We start from the raw sequence: 20,674 nt of genomic DNA, 5'->3' as shown, positions 1-20,674 counted from the left end.
TCCCGCCCCCACAGACCTGAAGCACCGTGCACTCCCATTCTTCGAGGCATTGAGCACGAGATGAGGTAATGCGATGACACGGCAGTCAGTTGCTGCCCAGGCACCCACGACGCCACGGGGCGGACTCTCCCGGACCGGCGAGCAGGCGGAACTGCTCCGGGCCGGCATGGTCTCCCTGCACCACACGGATCCCGAGCTCGCCGGACTCCTCGACGCCGAGGTCACCCAGCAGAACTCGACCCTCGCGATGGTCGCGTCGGCGAGCATCGCGGATCCGTCCGTACTGGCGGTCGGCGGGTCCGCCCTCTCCAACGTGACCGCCGAGGGCTATCCGGGCGCCCGCTACCATCCCGGAGCCCAGCAGTTCGACGCGGTCGAGAACCTGGCGGTGGAGCGGGCCAAGCGCCTGTTCGGCGCACGGTACGCCAACGTGCAGCCGCACTCCTGCTCCTCGGCCAACCTCGCCGTCCTCGCGGCCCTGATGCGGCCGGGCGACACCCTGCTCGGCCTGGACCTGGACGCCGGCGGGCACCTCACCCACGGCTCGCCCGCCTCGGTGACCGGCCGCCACTACCACTCGGTCTCCTACGGCCTGGACGAGAGTGGCCGCATCGACTACGCGCGGCTGACGGACCTGGTCCTGGAACACCGGCCGCGGGTGCTGATCGCCGGGGCCAGCGCCTACCCCCGGCTGATCGACTTCGCCCGGTTCCGGGCCATCGCCGACATCGCCGGGGCCTATCTGCTCGCGGACATCTCCCACATCGCCGGTCTGGTGGCCGCGGGCCGGCACCCCAGCCCGGTGGACGTCGCGCACATCACCACCACCAGCACCTACAAGCAACTGGGCGGTCCGCGCGGCGGGTTGATCCTCAGCGGGCGCGAGTACAAGACGCCCGGCCCGGACGGCCGCACCCCGTTGCACCGGCTGATGCAGCGCGCGGTCTTCCCGCAGTCGCAGGGCACGCCCAGTCCGGCGTCCGTCGCCGCCAAGGCCCGTGCCTTCGCCGCCGCCGCCGAGCCCGCCTTCCAGGAGACGGCGCGGCTGATCGTGCACAACGCCCGCGCCCTGGCCCAGGAGCTCTCCGCTCTCGGCCACCGGATCCTGACCGGCGGCACCGACAACCACATGGTCCTGATCGACGTCACGGACTTCGGTCTGAGCGGTGTGGTCGCCGAGCGGGCCCTGGAGGAGTGCGGCATCCTCGCCAACCGCAACCGCATCCCTGGCGACACCAAGCCGCCGCTGGTCACCAGCGGTCTGCGGCTGGGCACGAACATCCTGGCTCAGCGCGGGATGGATGCCGCGCAGATGCGCGTCTGCGCCCAGCTGCTGCACACCGTCCTCGCCGGCACCACCGCCCAGTCCGACACCGAGTACCGGATCGACCCGGCGCTGGTCGCCCAGGTCCGTGCCGAGGTCCAGTGGCTGTGCTCCCGTCATCCCCTGCCCATCGACACCGCCCACCGTGTCCCGGTTTCCCTGATCGGAGTCGGAACATGACCGACCACCGCCCCGCCTTCGACGCCCGTCCCACGCCGGGCACCCCGCCCTGGCCCCCCGTACTCGTGCCGACGGACCGGCCGCGCCGCCCCGGCACGGCCCCCCGCTGCTCGGCCGTGGCGAGCACGGACCTGGACTCCAGGTCGGTACGGGAGCCCGTCCTCGCCGCGGCCTTCGCGGCGGTGCTCCACCGCTACACCGGCCAGGACCGGATCGCCCTGGCCACCGCGGGCGGAGAGATGCGCTTCCAGGTCAGCGGTGATGCGACGCTGCGCGACCTGGCCGCGGCCGACACCGTCGCGGACGCGCCCGGCACCGGCCCCGCCGGCTTCACGGCCGGGGCGGCCTCGTCCCTGGACGACGCCCCCTTCGAACTCCACCTGATCGTGCACGACCGGAAGGCGGAACTCCACTACGACGCCGAGCTCTTCGAGCCCTCCACGGCACTGCGGCTGCTCGGCCACTACCGCACCCTCCTGGTGGACGGACTGCGCCACCCCGAGCAGACCGTGGACCGGCTGCGGCTGCTCACCGACGAGGAGTTGCACCGCACCCTCGTGGAGTGGAACCGCACCGAGACCGATCTGCCCAATCAGGGCTGCCTGCACGAGGCCTTCGAGGCCCGCGCGGACGCCGCGCCCGACGCGGTCGCCGTCGTCCACGGGGCCGCGAAACTGACGTACCGCGAGGTCAACACGGCTGCCAACCGCCTCGCCCACCATCTGCGCTCCCTGGGCGTGGGCCCGGACGCGCGGGTCGGCCTGTGCCTGGACCGCTCGGCGCAGCTCCTGATTGCGGAGCTGGCCGTGCTCAAGGCGGGCGGCGCCTATGTGCCGCTCGACCCGGACTACCCGGCTCAGCGCATCGCGGCCATGGTGGCCGGCACCTCCTGCACCGTCATGATCAGCCGCACGGAGCTGGCCGCCAACCTGCCCACGAGCGGCGAGCAGGGGACGCCGCTGGTCCTGCTCGACCGGGACGCCGACGCCCTCGCGACCCGGCCGGTCCACAACCCGGGCCGCATCGCCACCCCCGACCACCTGTGCTACATCATCCACACCTCGGGATCGACGGGCGCGCCCAAGCCGATCGCGCTGCGCCACCGGGGCGTCCTGAACAACATCGCCGACCTCAACACCCGCTACGGCGTGGGCCCGGGCGACTCGGTGCTCGCCCTGTCCTCGCCCAGCTTCGACATGTCGGTCTACGAGTTCCTGGGCCTGACCATCGCCGGCGGCACCGTGGTCGTACCGGACGCCGCGCGCGCGAAGGACCCCGAGCACTGGGCCGGGCTGCTGATCGCCGAGAACATCACCGTGTGGAACTCGGCGCCGGCGCTGCTGAACCTGCTCGCCGATCACCTGGAGCAGACCGGCGCCGAGCCGCTGCCGCTGCTGCGCCTGGCGCTGCTCGGCGGGGACTGGGTCCCGGTCACGCTGCCCGACCGGATCGGCGCCCTGGCGCCCGGGCTGCGGTTCGTCGTGATGGGCGGGGCCACCGAGTCCTCCATCCACTCGACGCTCTACGAGGTGGAGAAGACCGACCCGCGGTGGACGAGCATCCCGTACGGCCGTCCCATGGCGAACCAGCGCACCTACATCCTCGACGACCGTCTGCAGCCGGTGCCGCAGGGCGTGCCCGGCGAGCTGTACCTGGCGGGCACGGGTCTGGCCCGCGGCTACCTGGACCAGCCGGAGCGCACCGCCGAGCGGTTCCTCGACTGGTCGTACCAGGACGTGGTCGCGGACGAGCGCCTGTACCGCACCGGCGACGTCGCGCGATTCGGCCCCGACGGCCTGATCGAACTGATCGGCCGCAAGGACTTCCAGGTCAAGATCCACGGACTGCGCGTCGAACTCGGCGAGATCGAGGCCGTGTTCCGCTCCCACGCGGACGTACGGCAGTGCGTGGTCGTCGCCCGCTCCGACCGCCTGATCGCCTACGTGGTGTCCGACGGGGGCGTCGGCGCCGAGGCGCTGCTGGCGCTCGCGGCGGACCGGCTGCCCGCCTACATGGTGCCCGCCACCGTCATGTTCCTCGACCGGCTGCCGCTCACCCCGAACGGCAAGCTGGACCGGCTGCACCTGCCCGAGCCGGTCTTCGCCTCCGCCCCCTACCGGGCGCCGTCCTCGCCCCGGGAGGAGATCCTGGCCGGTGCCTTCGCGGAGGTGCTCGGCGTGGAACGGACCGGTGTCGACGACGACTTCCTGCGCGAGGGCGGCGACAGCACCAAGGCGATCAAGGTCGCCACCCGGGCCCGCGCCCGCGGACTGGAGGTCACCCCCCGGCAGATCCTGCAGTGCCGTACCGTCGCCGCACTCGCCCGGGTCGCCACGCGCAGGGACCACAGCGCGGACTCCGCCGCCTCCGCCCCGCTGACGGACGCCGGCTCCGCCCGCTTCCGGGAGTTCAAGGAGCGCTACCCGGCGCTCTCGGACGTGTGGCCGCTGACCTCCCTGCAGTCCGGCATCCTCTTCGAGTCGACGCTCAGCGCCGACGGCTACGACGCGTACCAGATGCAGACCGTGATCCGCCTGACCGGCGAGGTCGACGCGGCCAGGATGCGCGCGGCCGGCCAGGCCCTGCTCGACCGGTACGCCAACCTGCGCGTGGCCTTCGCCGAGGACTCCGAGGACGACCTGCTGCAGCTCGTCGTCGACGACGTCGAACTGCCCTGGCGGGAGCTGGACTTCAGCGGCCTCCCCGAGGACGAGCGCGACGAGGCGCGCCGGCGGTTCCTCGCCGAGGACTACGCCACCCACTTCGACCTCGCCCGTCCGCCGCTGCTGCGCCTGACCCTGCTGCGCTGCGGACGGGACGACCACGAACTGGTCCTGACCACCCATCATGTGCTGATCGACGGCTGGTCCGAGCCGATCCTGCTGCAGGACCTGCTGCGCCTGTACGCCTCCGGGGGCGACGCCTCCACGCTGCCCGCGGTCCGCGACTTCCGCGACTTCCTGTCCTGGCTTTCCCGGCAGGACCGCGACGGCGCGGCGAAGGCGTGGAAGGAGGAACTCGCCGGCGTCGAGGAGCCGACCCTCCTCGCCGCACGCGCTCCGCGCGGCGAGGTCTCCGGCGCCGCCGAGGAACGCGTCAGCCTCTCCGACGACGAGACCCGCCGCCTGCTGCGGCGCGCCGCCGAGCTGGGCGTCACGGTCAACACACTGGTGCAGGGCGCCTGGGCGGTGCTGCTCGGCGCGCTCACCGGGCGCACGGACGTGGTGTTCGGCGCGACCGTCTCCGGCCGTCCGGCGACCCTGCCCGGCGTGGAGTCGATGGTGGGTCTGTTCATCAACACCCTTCCGGTACGGGTCCGCCTCACCCCCGGCGACAGCCTCGCCGGGTTGCTGACCCGCCTGCAGGAGCGGCAGTTCGAGCTGCTGGACCACCACCACTACGGGCTCGCCGACATCCACCAGGACCTGGGCGTGGACGCCCTGTTCGACACGCTGGTGGCCTTCCAGTCGTACCCGGTGGACCGCGTCGGTCTGGCCGACGCCGGCGCCGCGGCCGGCATCGAGGTCACCGGGATGCACGCCGAGGGCGCCGCGAACTACCCGCTGGCGCTGATCGTCCACACCGACGGCGAGCTGTCCCTGACCCTGCAGTACCACCTCAACGTCCTCGCCGCGGACGCGGTGCGGACCATCGCCGCACGGCTGCATGCGGTACTGCGGCAGCTGACGGAAGATCCCGCACGGGCCGTCGGCGCGGTCGACGTGCTGGTCGCCCCCGAGCGCGAGCGGACCGCCGTCGGCCGGCAGGCCGCCGCCCTGCCCGTCCTGGTCGAGCGGCAGGCCGCCGCGACACCGGACGCGGAGGCGGTCAGCGCGGACGGGGTGTCCCTGACCTATCGGGAGCTCAACACCTGGGCCAACCGCCTCGCGCACCGGCTCATCCGACAGGGCGTGGGCCCCGAGACCGTGGTCGGCCTCGCGCTGCCGCGCTCCGTCCAGCTGGCGGTCGCGCTGCTGGGGACGCTGAAGTCCGGTGCCGCGTTCGTCCTGGCCGAGCCCGGCGGGGCGGTCCCCTCCGAGGCGACCGAGGTCGTCACACGGGCCGACGTCGACACGCTCGGCACACAGCCCGGGGCGCCCACCGACAACGCCGACCCGGGCGACGAGGACCGCGTCGAGCCCCTCGCCCCGCTGCACCTCGCCTGGCTTCGCCGTCCGGCGCGCGGCGACGGCCCGCTCGTGGCCGTCGGTCACGACGCCCTGTCACACGCGGCGCTGCGCTTCGCGGACGAGGCGGACCTGTCCGGCGGGACACGGCTGCTGGCGGCGTCGCCGCACGACGACGCGACGGTCTTCGAGGTCCTCGGCGCGCTGTGCTCGGGCGCCTCGGTCAGGATCCCGACCGACATCGGCTCCCTGGGCCGGGACTGGGGCTGGACCGGTGACGTGCTCAGCTCGGTCGCCCCCTTCCTCGCCCAGGTGCTGGACCGATCGCCGGGTGTGATCTACGTCGGCACGGTCGTCCTCACCGGGGACACGCTGCCCGGGTCGTTCGTACGGCGGCTGCGCGAGGCGATACCGGGCGTCCGGGTGGTCGGCACCCACGGCCCCGCCGAGGCGGCGCACACCGTCGCGTACACCGCCCCGCGCGAGACGGAGGCCACCTGTGTGCGCCGGCCGCTGGGCGCCCCGCTCGGGGGCGTACGGGTCCGCGTCCTGGACTCGGCGCTGCGGCCCGTACCGACCGGTGTCACGGGCGAGCTGTACGTCGCCGGCGAGGTGGCGCGCGGCTACCACGGCCGGGCCGGCCTGACGGCCGAGCGGTTCGTGGCCGACCCCTGCGGCCCGTTCGGCGGCCGGCTGTACCGCACCGGGGACCTGGTCCGCTGGTGCCCGGACGGCACGCTCGAGTACGTCGACCCGGACTCCCGTCTGCCACGGGTGCGCGGGCGCCGGGTGGCCCCCGGCGAGGTCGCGGCCGTACTGGCGGCCCACCCGGACGTGTCCCAGGCGACGGCGGTCGTGCGCGAGGTGGACGGCGAGCCCGGGCTGGCGGCCTATGTCGTGCCGGTGCGCGGCACCACCGTCAGGCCCGAGGAGCTGGGCGAGTTCACCGCCCGGCACCTGCCCGACCACCTGGTTCCGGCCGTGTTCGGCACGCTGGAGGAGCTGCCGCTCGCGGCGGACGGCACCGTCGACCGGGACGCGCTGCCCGAGCCGGGTGCCGAGCAGGCCCCCGAAGGCCGCCGCGGGCCGCGGACCGAGCAGGAGCGCGCCGTCTGCGAGCTGATCGCGGAGGTCCTCGGCGTCGACGAGGTCGGGATCGACGACAACCTCTTCGCCCTGGGCTGCAACTCGCTCAAGGCCACTCGCATCCTCGGCCGGATGCGCCGGACGCTGGGCCTGGAGACCACGATCCGCCGGCTCTTCCAGCACCCGACCGTCGCCGCACTGTCCGAGCACCTCACCCCCACGGCGGCCGGCAAACGCCCCACCCTCGGCCGTCAGATCCGCACCGAGCTGAAGGAGCAGGTACCCCTCATGCGCAAGCAGGCGAAGGAACAGGCCAGGGACATCAAGGCGCAGCTCAAGGAGGAGCTCACCACGGCGGCCCTGGAGCAGTGGACCGGCGAGAACCTGGAGGCCGCGGTGAACGCCGACATCGACGAGCGGATCCGCGCCGCCATGCGACGCAGCACCGGCCACGTCGGCGGCGGCTCCAGGAGCAAGGACACCAAGGAGACCCAGCGGCTGCTGAAGCGGATGCTGGAGCGCTTCGCGGAGCAGGTGCAGGACTCCGCCCGCAACCGCTCCCTCACCGGGGAGCAGCTGGACCAGGTCCAGGAGATCCTCGCCGCGTCCGCCGATTCCCTGCGCCCCCTCCTTCGGGAGGTTTCCGAGAAGGCCGGCTGATCCCCCGCAGCCCGGCCGACGGCCCCGGCCCGTGCCGCCCCCGCGGCACGGCCGGGGCCCGGGCGCGCCGTGATGGCGGGAAGCCGGTCCCCCAACTGGTCCTGCCGATACGCTCGTTCGCCGTTGCGTGACGCATGGAGGAAACATGACCGACACCCGGCTCCCTCAGTTCATCTCGGCCAAGGCGGCGGAATACGGAATTCCTGGTTCCGCTGTCGCCGTCTTCGCCGGGGGTGAGGAGAGCTACGCCTTCCACGGCCCGACGAGCGTGGCGGATCCCCGGCCGCTGGGCCCCGACACCCTCTTCCACTTCGGCTCCATCACCAAGACGTTCACCGCCACCGCGCTCATGCGCCTGGTCGCCGACGGCAGGGTCGACCTCGACGCGCCGGTGCGGCGCTACCTCCCGGACTTCCGGCTTTCGGACGAGGACGCGACCGACTCCCTCACGATCACGCATCTGCTCAACCACACCGGCGGGTGGAGCGACTATCTCCCCGAGGGCGGGGACGACAGCCTCGAACGGTTCGTCGCCGGCATGGCCGACCTGCCCGTGGAGTACCCGCCAGGCGAGCACGCCGCGTACAAGAACGCGGGCTTCGCCGTCATCGGCCTGCTGCTGGAGAAGCTCACCGGAAAGCCGTACGCCGAGGCCATGCGGTCGCTGATCCTCCAGCCGGTCGGGCTCACGACGGCGGCGTTCATGACGGAGGAACTGACCGGACACGTGGCGATGGGGCACGCCGCACAGGCCGACGGCACGCTCGACATCACCACCGAGTGGCTGCCGGAGCGCTACGCGGACCCGTCCGGCGGTCTCGTCTCCACCATTGGCGACCAGCTGCGCTGGGCCCGCTTCCACCTCTCCGACGGCGGCGGTGTCCTGCCGCATGAACTGCTCACGCTGATGCAGAAGCCGACCACCGAGGTGGAGGGCGACTACTTCGGCGACGGCATCGGGCTCGGCTGGTTCCTGCGCAAGGTCGACTCGGTCCCCACGGTCGGCCACGGCGGCTCGATGGTCGGCCAGTACTCGTGGCTGCTGATCGTCCCCGAGAGGGACTTCGCCGTGGTCTCAGTCGGGACGGCGGGCCCGAACGGCATCCCCTACAACCAGGACGTGGTGCGCTGGGCCCTGGAGACCTATCTCGGGCTGGTGGAGCGCGACCCGGAACCGATCCCCTTCGACCGGGCACGGGCGAGCGAGCTCGTCGGCGTCTACGAGACCGCCACCGGCCGCGCTGTGATCAGCGCCCGGGACGAGCGGCTGCTGCTCGGCTTCGAGGTCACCGAGCAGGCGCGCGAAGTCATCGGCAAGGCCCCCGACTTCGAGCCGTCCGAGTTCGGCCTGCTGCCCGACGCCGACGACCAGTACATCGTCCTCACCGGCCCTCTGGCAGGGATGCGCGGTGTCTTCTCGCGGGACTCCGCGGGCGCCGTCGAGGCCATCAACCTCGCCGGCCGGTCCTACCGGCGCCGCCCCTGACCCGCGGGTCCGCCACGCACACAGCGAGAGGTGCTCCCCACCGTCCGGGGAGCACCTCTCGCTGTGCGGGGAGGCACGTATCAGTCGATACGAACGTGCAGGCCTCCCGAGCGCACGCCGGTGAAGTCGGGCGAGTTGAAGAAGAGCGGCGGGATGGCCGGGTCGACCCGCAGCTTCGGGAACCGGGTGAACAGGACCTCGAAGACCACGCGGGTCTCCACGCGGACCATCTGCCCGCCCATGCAGTAGTGGGCGCCGCGGCCGAAGCCGAGGTGGGCGTTGGGGCTGCGGGTCACGTCGTAGTTGTCGGGGTCGGTGAACTGACGCGGGTCGCGGTTGGCGGCGCCGAGGTAGACGCGCAGCAGCGAGTCCTTGGGTATCTGCTTGCCGCCGAGCTCCACATCCTGGAGGGTGGCGCGGTAGGAGGCGGCACCCGGGGTCAGGAAGCGCATCGACTCCTCGATCATCCCCGGGATCAGCGAGTAGTCCGACTTGACCAGCGCGTACTGCTCCGGGAAGGACTCCAGGCACAGCATGGTGTTGCCCACCAGCAGCGGGGTGGCGAGGTGGCCGGCGCCCAGGATGCCGATGATGAAGTTGATGATCTGGTCCCGCGTCATCAGACTTCCGTCGACCTTGGTGACCTGGCTCAGCAGGCTGATCAGGTCGTCCTTCGGGTCCTTCGTCTTCGCGTCGACATGCGTGCCGAGCATCTCGCGCAGCGGCTGCAGGGGCTTGGTCAGCTGCTCGAAGTAGCCGTCCTCGGTGCCCTCGCCGACCTGCGTCATCTGGGCTTCCTGGTCCATGTTCTGGTCGACCAGCTTGAACATGGTCCGGTCCTCGGCGGGAATACCGAGCAGCTCACTGAAGACGATTCCGGCGACGTGGTCGACGAAATCGCTCAGCAGGTTGAACTTGGCGAACTTCTCAAGAGTGTCCGCGTATTCGTTGGAGAGATCGCGCACGCGGGTCTCGAGGCGTGCGATGAACTTCGGGTCGAAGGCCTGAGCGGCCTGCTTGCGGATGTTCGCGTGCTCGACCCCGGTCATCTGGGCGAGATCGCCGTCGAAGTACTTCGCCGTCTCCTCGTCGAAGTTGAACAGCTTGCCGGAGTCGGCGGAGTAGCCGTCGTTGTTGCTCAGCGCCTCGTTGACCTCGGGGTAGCCGTACACCTCCCAACGCTGGAGTTCCTCGCGCCACTCGACAGGGTTCTCGGGCCGCTCGCCGCGCAGCCAGAATTTGTCCGGTGCGAAACCCCAGCGGTCAGCGAATTCGGTCACGGTATTCCTCCGTTGATGGAAAGTACGGCAACTGGCCCATAAGTCCGGCCACTCCGTCATGACGGCCGCATTCACATTGTTGGAACGACTGCCGCAAGCGGTCAACAGACCCTGGATACCTTTCCGGCTCCTCGCCATCGTAGGACGCCGTATCCGCCCACCACCAGTAAGTGAAGGTTTTCGGCAATACATCGCGTAATGCACGGGAGTTCACCGTCGTGCACTGTCCCGTCGACAGGACAGAAGTTCTTTCGGTTCTCTTTCAGAAAGGCGGTTCCTCGTCGGGGTCGAGCACCGCCCGGCGGACCACGATGTCGCCGGTGCCGGTACGCGCCCGCACCTCGACGGCCTTGTCGGCACGGGCGGGTGGCGCCGCGCCGTCGAGCAGGTCGAGGGACCGGTAGACGGTTCCGGACCGGGAGGCGAGGTCGAGGCGGGCGGCCACGCCGTCGACGATGCCGATCTCCATCGTCCCGGACTCGGACTCCAGCACCAGCGGCCCCCGTACGGCCTCGTCGACACCGATGTCGGCCTGCCTGGCCCGGATGTCGACCGCGGCGTGCGCCCGGCCTATACGGACGTCCCCGCTGCGCACCGACACGTGCGCGTCGCCGACGACCTCGCCGAGGTGCGTGGCGCCCTGGGTCCTGGTGAGCCGGGTGCTGCCCTCGACGGTGCCGATGCGCACGTCGCCGCTCTCGGCGACCGCCTCGACGTCGCCGGCCACCCGTACCACGGTGACGTTGCCGAGCAGGGAGTTGAGGTGCAGCGGTCCCGTCCGATCGAGCCGGACGTGGCCGCAGTCGACGACGATCCGGCACTCCCCCAGCCGGCCGGTGCCGTGGAAGTCCGCGGCGAGGGCGGTGCCGTGCACGGCGGAGCCGGCCGGAACCTCGATGGCGACGGACACGGACCCGCCGCCGCGGGGCAGGTCGCCCGCCCGCGGCACGGACACCAGCAGTTCTTTGCCGTCGCAGGTGACGACGGCCTCGGCGGCGGTCACCAGGTCGCGGAATTCGGCCCGGTCGGCGGGAGAAACGTCGACGGTGGTGTCGGTGCGGTCGCCTGCGGTGATCCGTACCTCACCGACGTTGACTTCGATGGTGGCGAGGATCGGTTCCGGAGTGTCGAAGACCTGCATGACGATGCCCTCAGCGGAGTGTGAAGCGCAGCCCGTGGTCCACGGAGGGGGGTGGGCCACGGGCTGCATGGGGATGAGCGGTCGGGATGGACTTTCAGCCGGTCCGCTCAGGCCGCGATCGCCTCCTGCTCGGTCGCGTCGTTCTGCTCGCTACCGTCCTGCTGCCCCACACCGCCCTGGCGAAGCAGCCAGGAGGCGACCAGGCCGCCGAGCAGGACCGCGACCGCGCCGATCAGCTGGGCGGTGGTCAGGCTGTCCGCGAAGGCCTCGTGCACCCGGTGCGTCGCGCCGGGACCGGCGGCCGCGACGGCGTCCGGCAGGGAACGCGCGGCCCGGTCGGGCACTCCGGCGGGCAGCGCGCCCGCGAAGCCCACGGTGAGCACCGCGCCCAGGCAGGCGACGCCGAGCGAGTTGCCGACCTCGCTGATGGTGCCCATCAGGCCCGAACCGACACCCGCCTTCTCCGGCGGGATCGAGGTCATCACCGCACCGGCCATCGCCGGCTTGGCGCAGCCGACGCCCGCGCCCATCAGCACCAGGCCCAGCAGGATGCCCGGGTAGGAGCCGTCCCGGCCGAGCACCGCGATGGAGGCCAGGCCGGCCGCCATCAGGGCGAGGCCCAGGCCGGTGGCGACCGGGGGCGCCAGCTTGGCGGTGACCCGCACACCCACGCCGGTGAGGTTGAGCGCGACGAGCGTCAGCGCCATCGGCATGAGACGCAGACCGGCCTCCAGCGGGTCGTAGTCGAGGACGAACTGCAGGTGCTGGGTGAGCAGGTACAGCGAACCGGACAGGCCGAACGCGACCAGCACACCGCCGGAGACGGCGCCGCGGAAGCGCGGGTTGGAGAAGAACGACATGTCCAGCAGCGGGTGCGGCGTACGGCGCTCCCAGACGATGAAGGCGGCCATGACGAGCACACCGCCGACACCGGTCAGCAGAGTGCGGCCGGAGGTCCAGCCGTACTCGGGGCCCTGGATGACCGCGTAGACGATCGCGGTCATGCCCACCGTGGACAGCAGCGCGCCGAGCAGGTCGGGGTGGTCGCCGTGCGGGTCCTTGGACTCCGGGACCAGCTTGGCCACCGCCACCAGGCCGATGAAGCAGACCGGCACGTTGACCAGGAAGACCGAGCCCCACCAGAAGTGCGCGAGGAGGACGCCGCCGATGACGGGACCGAGCGCCAGGCCGAGCGACGCCACGCCCATGATCACGGTGAGCGCCTTCGGCGTCTCCTCCGCGTCGAAGGTACGGACGATGATGGCCATGTTGGTGGCGAGCAGCAGGGCGCCGCCGATGCCCATGCCCGCGCGGGCGGCGATGAGCTGGACGGGCTCCGTGGCGAAGGCCCCGGCGAGCGAGCCGGCCCCGAAGAAGGCAAGGCCGAGCATCTGGGTGAGCTTGCGGCCGTACCGGTCGGCGAATCCGCCTGCGGTGATCAGCAGACCCGCCTGGACCAGCGAGTACGCGCCGATCACCCACTGGGTCTGCGCGGTGGTGGCGCCGAGCTCCTTGGTCAGGGAGGGGATGGCGACGTTCAGGATGGTGTTGTCGAGAATGACGACGAGCTGCACCAGGCAGACGACGCCGAGGATCAACCATCGATCCCCCCGACGCTTCAGCTGGGTCACGGCTTACTCCTTCTCATATGACTTGCACGGGATTCGGCAACGACGACGCACAACGCGCCTACGAGAAGTGACTCCCGTCGTCGTGGGGGGCTCCTTGCTCGTTCACCGACGACGCTACGGAGGGGTCTTATCGCTTCGTTATCGGCGGACCCGGGCCCGCGGGCGGGCATGCGCAAGCGCCCGGCGGGGACATCCCGGCCGGGCGCTTGCGGCGAACTCCTGGCCCACGGCCAGTCGGTGACTACCTGTCGAGGAGGACCGGCATCGAGCGGACGCCGACCATGTCCGGGGAGGGGAAGAACTCCGTCGGGCGGTCCGGGTCGGACCTGAAGTCGGGGTAGCGGTCGAGCAGGGCGTTGACGGCGATCCTGCCCTCCAGCCGGGCGAGCCGGGTGCCCAGGCAGTAGTGGACGCCGTGGCCGAAGACGACGTGGTCGTTGGGGCTGCGGTCCGGGAGGAACTCGTCGGGCCGCTCGAACTGCAGCGGGTCGCGGTTGGCCGCCGCCACCCACGGCAGAATCATCTGCCCCTTGGGGATGGTGACGCCGCCGATCTCCACGTCCCGGAGGGTGCCCCGGGACAGCACCGCGGCCGGCGGCAGCAGCCGCAGGGCCTCCTCGATCGCGCCCGGCACCAGGGAGCGGTCCTCGCGCACCCGGGCCAGCTTGTCGGGCTCGGCGTCCAGGCAGGCCATGGTGTTGCCGAGCATCATGGTGCTGGTGATGTGGCCGGTGATCAGCAGCACATTGGCGACGTTGACGATCTCGTTGTCGGTGAGGCGATTGCCGTCCTCCTCGACCTGCGTGAGATAGGTCAGCAGGTCCTCGCGGGGGCTGCGGCGACGCTGAAGGACCTGTTCCAGCATGTAGTCGAGGAGAGGCTGCAGCCGCTGCTCCGCACTGTGGATCTGCTCCTCGGCGTCCTCGCCGCCGGCGACGAAGTCGATGCCCGCCATGTTCTCGACGATGTCGAACGCGGCGCCCTTGAACAGGTCCAGGTCGTCGACGCCGAGGAGGTCGGCGATGATGCGGACCGGCAGCGGGTAGGCGAGGTCGGCGACCAGCTCGAAGCTGCCCTTCTCGTCCACCGCGTCGAGGAGTTCACCGGTGACCTTGTGGATCTGCGGTTCCAGGTTGGTGATGATCCGGGGGCTGAATGCCCGGCCGATCAGCTTGCGGTACATGGTCTGCTCCGGCGGGTCCATCTGGGAGATGTCGCCCGCCATGAACTTCTCGTCGACCTGCACCGCGGCAAGGTCGGCCGTCCTCGCCGAGAACGCCTCGTGGTCGGCGAGGATCTGCTGCACCTCCCGGTAGCCGTAGGCGCACCAGGCGCCGAGCGCCTCGTTGAACTCGACGGGCTTCTCGGGCCGGACTCCACGCATCCAGGTACTGCCCGGGTGGACGTTCCACCGCTCGATGACTATCGACATGGGAAGGGGTTTCCTCTCTGGTTCCCGGGTCCCTGGGCTACTTCTCGGCGGCCATGGCGGCCCGCAGGCTCCTGGGCCGCAGGTCCGTCCAGTGCTCCTCGACATAGGCGAGGCACTCCGCACGGCCGGCCGTGCCGAACACGGTCCGCCAGCCCGCCGGCACCTCGGCGAAGGCCGGCCACAGCGAGTGCTGGTCCTCGTCGTTCACCACCACGAGGAACTCACCGTTCTCGTCGTCGAAGGGGTTGCTGCTCATATGTCGCACTCCATTTCCGTTGACCGGCCGGTCCGTGCGGTGAATTCCCGGCCGAGAATCCGGCAGATGTCGGCGGCGGGCTCCGCGTTGATCATGTCGTGGTGCGTGGTCTCGATGTCGTACTGCTTGACGGATCCGGTGATGTACGGCTTCCACCGGTCACCGTGCGTCCCCTCCGGGTTGGGCACGGCGTTGAAGAAGACCGCGTCCCCGTGGAAGACGGGCGAGCGGAAGTCCCCGGTGAGGGACGTGTGGTTGAGGATGACCCGCACCGCGTCGTCGAGGAACGTCTCGAAGTCCCCCGAGCCGGCCATGCCGGTCAGGTGCTGACGGAAGTACTCCCGCAACGCGCCGGCGGTGGGCGCGGGCTGCGTCGCCAGGTAGTCGCCCGGCACGCAGTCGAGCATGGCGAGGAAGGCCACCTCGTGGCCCCGCTCCTGCAGTCGTGCGGCGACCGCCTGGGCGAGTGTGCCGCCGATGGAGTATCCGGCCAGGTGGAACGGCCCCCGCGGCTGGATCGCCAGGATCTCCTCGACGTAGTCCAGGACCATCTCGTCGAGGGAGGTGGGCAGCGGGCTCCGCCCGTCGAATCCCTTGGCCTGGATGCCGAGGATCGTGTCGAACTCCGGCAGTTGGCCGCCGAATCCGAGGTAGGGCCAGCAGATGCCGCCGCCCGGGTGGACGAGCCAGAGGGGTTCCGCCCCGGCGGCCGGACCGCCGGCGTTGCCCTTGATGGTCAGGACCGGGGCGAACGGGCTGGCGACCGGTCCGGCCTCCCCCTCCGTCTCCAGGAAGGCGGCCAGTTCGGCGACCGTGGGGGCGTCGAACACCGTGCGCAGCGGCAGGTCGACGCCGAGGACGACGCCGATCCTGCTGATCAGCCGGGACGCCAGCAGGGAGTGGCCACCGCGGGCGAAGAAGCCGTCGTCGATGGTGACGGAGTCGAGTCCGAGCACCTCCGCGTACAGGCCGCACAGGATCTCCTCGCGAGCGGTGCGCGGCGCCCGGCCTGCCGGTTCTCCCACATAGTCCGGCCTGGGCAGCGCCCGCCGGTCGACCTTGCCGCTCAGGGTCAGCGGCACCTCGTCGATGACGACGAGGGCCGAGGGCACCATGTGCTGCGGCAGCCGCCGCCGGACCAGCTCGTGCACGTCGGCGACCAGGTGCTCCGCCGAGTGGTCCGAGGCGCCGTCGGCGGGCACCACGTAGCCGACCAGTCGCCGGTCGCCGGCGCTGTCGTCGACGACCACCACCGCCCGGTCCACTCCGGGATGTCCCGTCAACGCGGCCTGCACCTCGCCGAGTTCGATACGGAAGCCGCGGATCTTGACCTGGTCGTCGGCGCGGCCTTGGAAGACCAGCGCGCCCTCGGCATCCCAGGCCACCACGTCGCCGGTGCGGTACATCCGCTCCCCCGGCTCCCCGAACGGGCAGGCCACGAAGCGGGAGGCGGTCACGACCGGCCGGCCGAGGTAGCCGCGGGCCAGCCCCGGCCCGGCGATGTACAGCTCGCCGGACACCCCGACCGGAACCGGCGACAGGGTCGCGTCCAGGACGTACAGGCGGGTGTTGTGGATGGGCGTGCCGATCGGGAACACCCGGTCGTCCGGGGCCATCGGGGCGCTCATGGTGGCGCACACGGTGGTCTCGGTCGGGCCGTACACGTTCATCATCCGGCGGCCCGGCGCCCACTGGGCGACCAGCTCGGGCGGTGGTGTCTCGCCGCCTACCAGCAGCGAGACCACGCTGGTCAGCGAGTCGACGGGAAGCGCGGCGAGCAGCGAGGGCGGCAGCATCATGTGCGTGACGCCGTGCCGGTCCACAGTGCGGGCCAGCGGCAGCCCGGGTGCCAGGTCCTCCTTGTCGGCGAGGACGAGGACGGCACCGGACAGCAGCGCCGTGAACATCTCGCACAGGGAGACGTCGAAGCTCGGCGACACCAGCTGCAGCATCCGGCTGTCGGGGGTGACCGCCATCCGCCGGACGTGCGCCGCGACCAGGCTCGCCACACCGCGGTGGGTGACCACTGTGCCCTTGGGCTGCCCGGTGGAGCCCGAGGTGTAGATGACGTAGGCGGCGCTGTCCGGCCGTGTGGCGCGCGGTACCGGCGTGCCGGAGCCGGTGTCGGGCAGCCGGTCCACCCGCAGGGTGTCGAGGTCGTGCCCGGCCAGCACCTCGGCCGCGGCGGCGTCCACCAGCGCGAGCCGGGCGCCGGAGTCGCCCAGCATGTAGGCGATCCGCTCGGCCGGATAGGTGTGGTCCACCGGCAGGTAGATCCCGCCCGCCTTGGTCACGCCGAGGAGGGCGACGACCAGGTCCGGTGAGCGGCGGGTGGCCACCGCCACCACGGTCTCCGGCCCGACCCCCTTCGCGCGCAGGGCCCGCGCCAACCGGTCGGCCCGCCGGTCGAGTTCGCGGTAGGTCAGCCGCTCGTCCTCGTACAGCAGCGCCGTGGCGTCCGGGGTCGCGGCCGCCCAGTGCTCGAACTGGTCGGCCACCGTACCCTCGGCGACGGGTTCGGCCGTGTCGTTGAAGCCGGTGAGCAGCCGCTCCCGCTCGGCCGCGGTGACCACGTCGACCGCGCCGACGGGCACGTCGGGGTCGGTCGCCACCTGGGTGAGGACCCGCGCGAACCGTGCGGCGATGTCCTCGGCCGAGGCGGCCCCGACGTGGTCCTCCAGGTATTCCATGACCACGTGCAGGCGGTCGTCGGCCGCCGCGGCGATGCCCAGCGGGTAGTGGGTGCCGTTCCCGGTGGACACACCGGTGACGGCGATGCCTCCGTGGGCGTCGGCGTTGCCCAGTCCCTCGCGTTCCATCGGGAACGACTCGAAGACCACGACGGTGTCGAACAGGGTGCTCAGGCCCGCGGCCCGGCAGATGTCGGTCAGGCCGATGTGGTGGTGGTCGAGCAGCCTGCCCTGCCGGTCCTGCAGCCCGGTCAGCACCTGCCGGAGGCTGTGCCAGGGCGAGAGTTCCACCCGCACCGGCAGGGTGTTGATGAACAGGCCCACCATGGACTCCACGCCGGGCACCTCGGGCGGACGGCCCGACACCGTCGTCCCGAACACCACGTCCTGGCGGCCCGTCAGGCCCGCGAGGACGATCGCCCAGGTGCCCTGCACCAGGGTGTTGAGGGTGATGCCCAGGTCGGCCGCGGTACCGACGAGGGCACGGGCGGTGTCGGCCGACAGCGGGATGTCCCGCTGGCCCACCCTCTGTGGGTCCGCCCCGGCGGTGCGGACGGGCACGAGCAGGGTGGGTTCCTCGACCCCGGCGAGCTCGGTCCGCCAGGCCGCCGCGGAGGCCGCGGCGTCCTGCTCGGACGCCCACACCAGGAAATCGCGGAAACCGCGCGCCCGGGGCAGGACGGAGGCGTCTCCCCCGGAGCCGTAGAGGGCGAGCAGGTCACCCAGCAGGATGCTCAGCGACCAGCCGTCGAGCAGCGCGTGGTGCGAGGTCAGAACAAGCTCGGCGCTGTCCGGGCCGGTCAGCGCGAGGCTCATCCGCAGCAGCGGCGGGGTGGCCGGGGTGAACCGGTCGGCCTGGTCGGCGGCGAGAAATCGCTCGAACTCCTCGGACCGCCGCGCCTCGTCGAGGTCGCGCAGGTCCGTGAACCGCCAGGGCAGTTCGACCTCGTCGAGGACGAGCTGGACCAGGTCGCCGGCCGTGTCGGAGACGAAGGCGGTGCGCAGGTTGTCGTAGCGGTCCAGCAGGGCCTGGCCGGCGGCCCGCATGCGCTGCGGGTCCACGGCTCCGGTGAGCCGATAGACGACCTGCACGTGGTAGGCGTCGTGCGCGGTGTCGGCGAGCATCGACTCGAAGAGCAGACCCGACTGCAGCGGGGTCGGCGGCCAGACGTCGCTGAGGGACGGATGGCGCTGCTCCCAGCGCTCCAGCTCGGCCTGCCCGACGGTGACGAGGGGCACGTCGGAGGGGGTCAGTCCGCCCGCGCCGGGCCGGGCGACATGGCGCGCCAAGCCCTCCAGGGCCGTTCCCCACAGGTCGGCCAGTTCCCGCACCTCGGCCTGCGACAGCACTCCCGTGGGGAAGCCGAAGCGGACGCCGAGGCGGGGTCCGTCCGGCGTGTCCGTGACGGCCGCGTTGATCTCGAGGGTGGACATGACCGGCATGTCGGCGTCCGGCGTCGCGATCAACTCGCCCGTGCCCGAGGCCTGGTTGAAGCCGAGACCGCGCAGTTCCTCGGGCATGTCGGCCGCGGTGAAGTGACCGAGGTAGTTGAAGGCGATCTGCCCACTCGGCCGTGAGGCCAGTACCGCGCCCGTCTCGTCGTTCAGGTAGCGCAGCAGGCCGTAGCCCATCCCCTTGTCCGGGATGCGCAGCACCTGCTCCTTGACGGCCTTGACCACCGATCCGGCGGCCGCACCGCCGGCCAGCGCGTCGTCGAGGTCGGTGTCACCGACGTCCAGACGCACCGGGAACATGCTGGTGAACCAGCCCACCGTGCGCGAGAGATCGGCACCCGGCACCACGGCTTCCTCACGGCCGTGGCCCTCCAGCCGCACCAGCAGCGACGACTCCGCCACACCGCGGCCACGACGCCAGGACGCGACCGCCACCGCCAACGCCCCCAACAGACCGTCGTTGACGCCCGCACGGAACGCGGCAGGCACATCGGTGACCACGGCTCGGGTCACCCACGACGGAACGTTGAGCCACACGTGCTCGACGGTGGAAACCGTGTCGACAGCTGGGTGGAGTGTGCGGGAGCCGAGCAGCGGGTCGGGGCCTTCGACGACGGAGCGCCACAACTCCAGCTCCGCCACCCGCTTGGGCGAGGATGCCTCGTCGACCAGGGCATGCGCCCAGCGCCGCACCGACGTCCCCACCGCCGGCAGCTCGGGAGAACGGCCCTCGCGGACGTCCTTCCACGCCGCCGCCAGATCCGGCAGCAGAATGCGCCACGAAACACCGTCCACCACCAGGTGATGCAGCACGACGATCAGACGGCCCGCAATGTCCGGCCCCGCGTCGAACCACACCAGCCGCCCCATCACACCCGCAGCCGGATCCAACAGACCCGTCGCGGCATCCAGTTCGGCCCGGGCAAGCTCCAGCCAGGCCTCGTCCCAGACCCCGTCGCACTCCACCCGGCGCAGCAGCGAACCCACATCGACCGAGCCCGGCCCCGTCACCGTCATGCCGTCATCGACCAGCCGGGAGCGCAGCACATCGTGCCGGTCCCACACCGCCCCGACGGTCGCCCTCAGCCCGGCCTCGTCGATACCCACCGGCAGCTCGGCCACCGCCGACATACTGAACCGGCCATACCCACCGCCCAGTTCCAACAGATACCGGCCGATCGGCAGCAGCGGCTGGAAACCGACACCACCACCCTCCAACTCCTCCAGGGCAGCGGTCGCGACTGTCCGGCCCGCGGACACGGCGGCCAGGGAAGCCACCGTCCGATGCTGGAAGATCTCGCGAGGCGTGACCTCCACGCCCCGTGCCCGCGCCCGTGAGACGACCTGGATGGACCGGATGCTGTCCCCGCCCACCGCGAAGAAGTCGTCGTCCACACCGACCCGGTCGGCGCCCAGCACCTCGGCGAACACCGCGGCGAGCACCTTCTCCGCCTCGGAGGACGGCTCCCGGTAGGTCTCTCCCTTGAACACGGGAGCGGGAAGCGCCTTGCGGTCGAGCTTGCCGTTCGGGGCCAGCGGCAGCCGGTCCAGCACCACGAACGCCGACGGCACCATGTACTCCGGCAGCCGCCCGGACACGAACCGGCGCAGTTCCGGCACCGACACACCGGCCGTCAGGTCGAGGTGGCTGCGGCCCGAGGCGTTCGGGTCGTCGGCCTGCCCGGTGGTACGGGTCGGGACGACGTAGCCGACGAGCTGCTTGGTGCCGGCGTCGCCCTCGTGGACCACCACGGCGGCCTGGGCGACGCCGGGGTGGGCGGTCAGCGCCGCCTCCACCTCGCCCGGCTCGATCCGCAGACCCCGGATCTTCACCTGGGCGTCACCGCGGCCCACGTACTCCAGGCGCCCCTCGCGGTCCCACCGCACCAGGTCCCCGGTCCGGTACATCCGCGCACCCGCCGGCCC

9 protein-coding genes are annotated in these 20,674 nt (G+C 71.6%); 3 read left to right on the top strand and 6 right to left on the bottom strand.

The genetic code is table 11. The features are described from left to right. Positions 1–166: 166 nt before the first annotated feature. The 3 genes from glyA (at position 167) to ACIGDI_RS41300 (ending at position 8,863) form a co-directional block, all read left to right on the top strand. On the top strand, positions 167–1,504 hold the full coding sequence (gene glyA / locus ACIGDI_RS41310) for a serine hydroxymethyltransferase (protein WP_399907833.1): 1,338 nt from the start codon (positions 167–169) through the stop codon (positions 1,502–1,504). After that, entirely contained in the window at positions 1,501–7,377 is a 5,877-nt protein-coding gene (locus ACIGDI_RS41305; protein ID WP_399907739.1) for an amino acid adenylation domain-containing protein, read from the top strand. Before glyA ends, ACIGDI_RS41305 begins: the two co-directional genes overlap by 4 nt. Positions 7,378–7,522: 145 nt before the next feature. After that, positions 7,523–8,863, top strand: a complete 1,341-nt coding sequence (locus ACIGDI_RS41300; RefSeq protein ID WP_399907737.1) for a serine hydrolase domain-containing protein — start codon at positions 7,523–7,525, stop codon at positions 8,861–8,863. An 80-nt stretch (positions 8,864–8,943) separates the two neighbouring features. Here the strand turns inward: ACIGDI_RS41300 and ACIGDI_RS41295 are convergent, their stop codons facing one another. The 6 genes from ACIGDI_RS41295 to ACIGDI_RS41270 form a co-directional block, all read right to left on the bottom strand. Next, entirely contained in the window at positions 8,944–10,143 is a 1,200-nt protein-coding gene (locus tag ACIGDI_RS41295) for a cytochrome P450 (RefSeq protein WP_399907735.1), read from the bottom strand. A 262-nt stretch (positions 10,144–10,405) separates the two neighbouring features. Next, positions 10,406–11,284 carry a DUF4097 family beta strand repeat-containing protein gene (locus tag ACIGDI_RS41290; protein ID WP_399907733.1) on the bottom strand — a complete coding sequence of 293 codons (879 nt, stop codon included), beginning with the start codon at positions 11,282–11,284 and terminating at the stop codon, positions 10,406–10,408. A 107-nt stretch (positions 11,285–11,391) separates the two neighbouring features. Further along, positions 11,392–12,915 carry an MFS transporter gene (locus ACIGDI_RS41285; protein WP_399907731.1) on the bottom strand — a complete coding sequence of 508 codons (1,524 nt, stop codon included), beginning with the start codon at positions 12,913–12,915 and terminating at the stop codon, positions 11,392–11,394. 241 nt (positions 12,916–13,156) lie between these two features. Then, positions 13,157–14,347: a cytochrome P450 gene (locus tag ACIGDI_RS41280; RefSeq protein WP_399907729.1), complete on the bottom strand. Its 1,191-nt coding sequence runs from the start codon at positions 14,345–14,347 to the stop codon at positions 13,157–13,159. Between the two features lie 37 nt (positions 14,348–14,384). After that, positions 14,385–14,603: an MbtH family protein gene (locus tag ACIGDI_RS41275; protein WP_200701567.1), complete on the bottom strand. Its 219-nt coding sequence runs from the start codon at positions 14,601–14,603 to the stop codon at positions 14,385–14,387. Further along, positions 14,600–20,674: amino acid adenylation domain-containing protein (locus tag ACIGDI_RS41270; RefSeq protein ID WP_399907728.1), on the bottom strand; the 6,075-nt coding region annotated here is incomplete at its 5' end. The genes ACIGDI_RS41275 and ACIGDI_RS41270, both read right to left, overlap by 4 nt.

This window comes from Streptomyces sp. NPDC085900 (assembly GCF_044540925.1).
GTDB classification, from domain to species: domain Bacteria; phylum Actinomycetota; class Actinomycetes; order Streptomycetales; family Streptomycetaceae; genus Streptomyces; species Streptomyces gilvifuscus.
Note: the sequence above shows the minus strand (reverse complement) of the source record. Positions and strands in the feature narration are given on the sequence as shown.

What these genes read in the sequence shown, in the direction of transcription:
- glyA (WP_399907833.1), top strand. Translation starts at nt 167, where the DNA reads ATGGTCTCCCTGCACCACACGGATCCCGAGCTCGCCGGACTCCTCGAC.
- ACIGDI_RS41305 (WP_399907739.1), top strand. Translation starts at nt 1,501, where the DNA reads ATGACCGACCACCGCCCCGCCTTCGACGCCCGTCCCACGCCGGGCACC.
- ACIGDI_RS41300 (WP_399907737.1), top strand. Translation starts at nt 7,523, where the DNA reads ATGACCGACACCCGGCTCCCTCAGTTCATCTCGGCCAAGGCGGCGGAA.
- ACIGDI_RS41290 (WP_399907733.1), bottom strand. Translation starts at nt 11,284, where the DNA reads ATGCAGGTCTTCGACACTCCGGAACCGATCCTCGCCACCATCGAAGTC.
- ACIGDI_RS41280 (WP_399907729.1), bottom strand. Translation starts at nt 14,347, where the DNA reads ATGTCGATAGTCATCGAGCGGTGGAACGTCCACCCGGGCAGTACCTGG.
- ACIGDI_RS41275 (WP_200701567.1), bottom strand. Translation starts at nt 14,603, where the DNA reads ATGAGCAGCAACCCCTTCGACGACGAGAACGGTGAGTTCCTCGTGGTG.